This is a genomic window from Candidatus Protofrankia californiensis (assembly GCF_900634765.1).
Classification (GTDB): domain Bacteria; phylum Actinomycetota; class Actinomycetes; order Frankiales; family Frankiaceae; genus Protofrankia; species Protofrankia californiensis.
In genome coordinates, this window is record NZ_CAAAFT010000126.1 from 1 (window position 1) to 2,240 (window position 2,240).

Annotated in this window: 3 protein-coding genes; all 3 read right to left on the reverse strand. The window is 70.2% G+C overall.

Annotation, left to right across the window (positions count from 1 at the left end):
* Positions 1-545: type VII secretion protein EccE (locus tag DD1DGNOD_RS07485; protein WP_206443012.1), on the reverse strand; the 545-nt coding region annotated here is incomplete at its 3' end.
* Between the two features lie 655 nt (positions 546-1,200).
* Positions 1,201-1,533, reverse strand: a complete 333-nt coding sequence (locus DD1DGNOD_RS07490) for a hypothetical protein (RefSeq protein WP_043603130.1) — start codon at positions 1,531-1,533, stop codon at positions 1,201-1,203.
* Between the two features lie 3 nt (positions 1,534-1,536).
* Complete coding sequence (locus DD1DGNOD_RS07495; RefSeq protein ID WP_131769747.1) at positions 1,537-1,809, reverse strand: YncE family protein; 273 nt, start codon at positions 1,807-1,809, stop codon at positions 1,537-1,539.
* Positions 1,810-2,240: the final 431 nt, after the last annotated feature.

Below are 2,240 nucleotides of genomic sequence, written 5' to 3' on the forward strand. Positions count from 1 at the left end.
GTCCAGGAGCGCGGCGGCGTCCTGTACCGGCGGCCAGCTCCGGATCCAGAAACAGCGGTGGGCCAGCCGGGACGAGTGCCAGGCGGTCCACTTCTCCCTGCGCGCGGCAGGTGCGCCCCCCGCGCCGTAAGGTCCAGATCGCAGGATCGCGCCAGCGCGTCCACCAGGCCGGCGGTGTCGAGCACCTGGCACGGGAAGCCCGCCCGACGCAACGACTTGACGGCGCCGCGGAGCAGGGCCGCCACGACCGTGGGTGCCGCATCCTGATCGGTATCGAGGTCGGCGCCGGCTTCAGCCAGCGCCCGCGTGTCCAGCCGGACCGTGATCCAGGTGACCGCGTCCAGGGGAACCGGCGCCCCGCCGAACCCGGCGAGGAGCTGGCGGTACGACCGGTCCGCCGGGGACGCGGGATGGGTGTCGAGCCCCGGCACCGGTACCGTGTGCCGGACGACCTGTAGCACGACACCTGGTTGGTGCGTGTCCGCGAGCGCGGTTGCCAGGACCTCCAGGGGCAGGCGTCCGCCCGGATCGTCACATATGGACATGCCCGTGGTGTGGGGGCGGCCACCGCGAACCAGCCGGCGCCGTCCTGCGCGACGCCCACCTGTGTGCCGTCCCCGGTGGATACGTTTTCGACGGTCAGGCCCGGGGCCAGCACTGACAGGGCGGCCAGGCGCGGGTCGTCGGAGTGCCGGGCCGGGCCCGCGCGCCTGCGCCGGTTGTACCGCATGATCATCAGGCGGTGTTCCAGCCACCACCGGCCGTTGCGCCGTCCCAGTGTCACGAGCAGGAGCGCGGTCGCGCCCGCGCCGGCGGCGATGATGGCCACGGTGCCGCGGGTAAGCGTCGCCAGGATGGCTATGACCGCTGTCTCGGCCAGCAACAGCTGCATGATGTGGACCGGGCCGAGATAGCCGGGTCGCCGGCGGGGTAGAAGAGTCACCGGACCGGATGGTTCATTGTCCGTGGTGATCCGCTCGGCCCGGCGCATCTGCTGCCGCGAGTCGGTCATGCTCGGTCAATCCTCCTGACTGTCCTGCCGTCCACTGGTTGCTGTGGCTCTGGTTACCGGGGCCCGCTGCGCACCGTTCATCACCCCGTTCATCATAGGAACGCCGGTCGTGCCGCCGGGAGCCCGTGGGTCATGAAGCCGTCGGGTCCGTGATGGCGTGCGGGACCATGCGCTCGCCAGCCAGGCTTTCAGTTTCCCGCCGGCACCGGGGATGGCCGGGACAACGCCGGAAAGACGGGCGGTGGCGGTGCCGCGGGAAGGCTCGGGCAGACCCGGTCGAAGGGGACACCGGGAGCCATGGCCGACCACTGCGCCCGGGTCGGGTTGGCCCCGGCCAGGCGGCAGGCGCGGGCCACCGGATCCGTCACCGCGGCACGCAGCGGGGCAATGTCCCAGTTGACCACATTGCCGTACTCGTCATATGTGATCAGTGTGTCGCCGGTTTCAGGGAATGCCACACCACGCGGATAGGCGGGTAGGGTCACCGCCGTGACCCGGTGGGGTGCGGCAGTGATCGTCACGTCCTACAGCACTATTCCGTTGCCGCCATCGGATATGGCGAGGAGCCGTCCGTCCGGGCTGAACGCGATGACGGGTGGCATCGTGTTCGTGCTGATTTTCGCCTGAAATCTCGGCCTGCTGGGGGAAGACACGTCGAACAGGTAGGAGTTCTCGAAATCGGCGACCATCAGGGTGTTTCCGTCCGGGGAGAGACGGGCGGTGTCGAAGACACGCAGGGTGGGCCACTCCGGATCCGTGAGAGTGCTCAGCAGCTTCGGACGGCGGGGATCGGTCACGTCGTACAACTGCCCGCCGCACACGAGAACGCGTCCCCGCGGCCTGAACGCCGTGCAGTTCCCAGCCTGTTTCGGAGCGAAGGAGAAGAGGCGGACGGGATGGCCGTGGTCGGAGATGTCCCAGATGGTCGTTGACGGTGGTGGCCACCGACGGCAGATCCGGCAGCCCCGAGGCGCCGGTGTGACGGCTCGTCCCCACCAGCACCGCACGAGCCCCCGCCAGGTCACCCGGCGGTGGCCGTCGCGGTACCGCCATCGCGGTGCGTGCCCTTATCCGGCCGGCGCGGCGGGCAGGCCGTGCCGGCTCGCCCTGCGACGGCGCCAGGCTCCCAGCGGCTGGACGCTGCTACCCGTCCCGCCGCCGGCGTCCCGCAACGCGATGACGACTTCCGTGGTCCGTATCGTCCTTGGTCCATATTACCCTTTTTGCC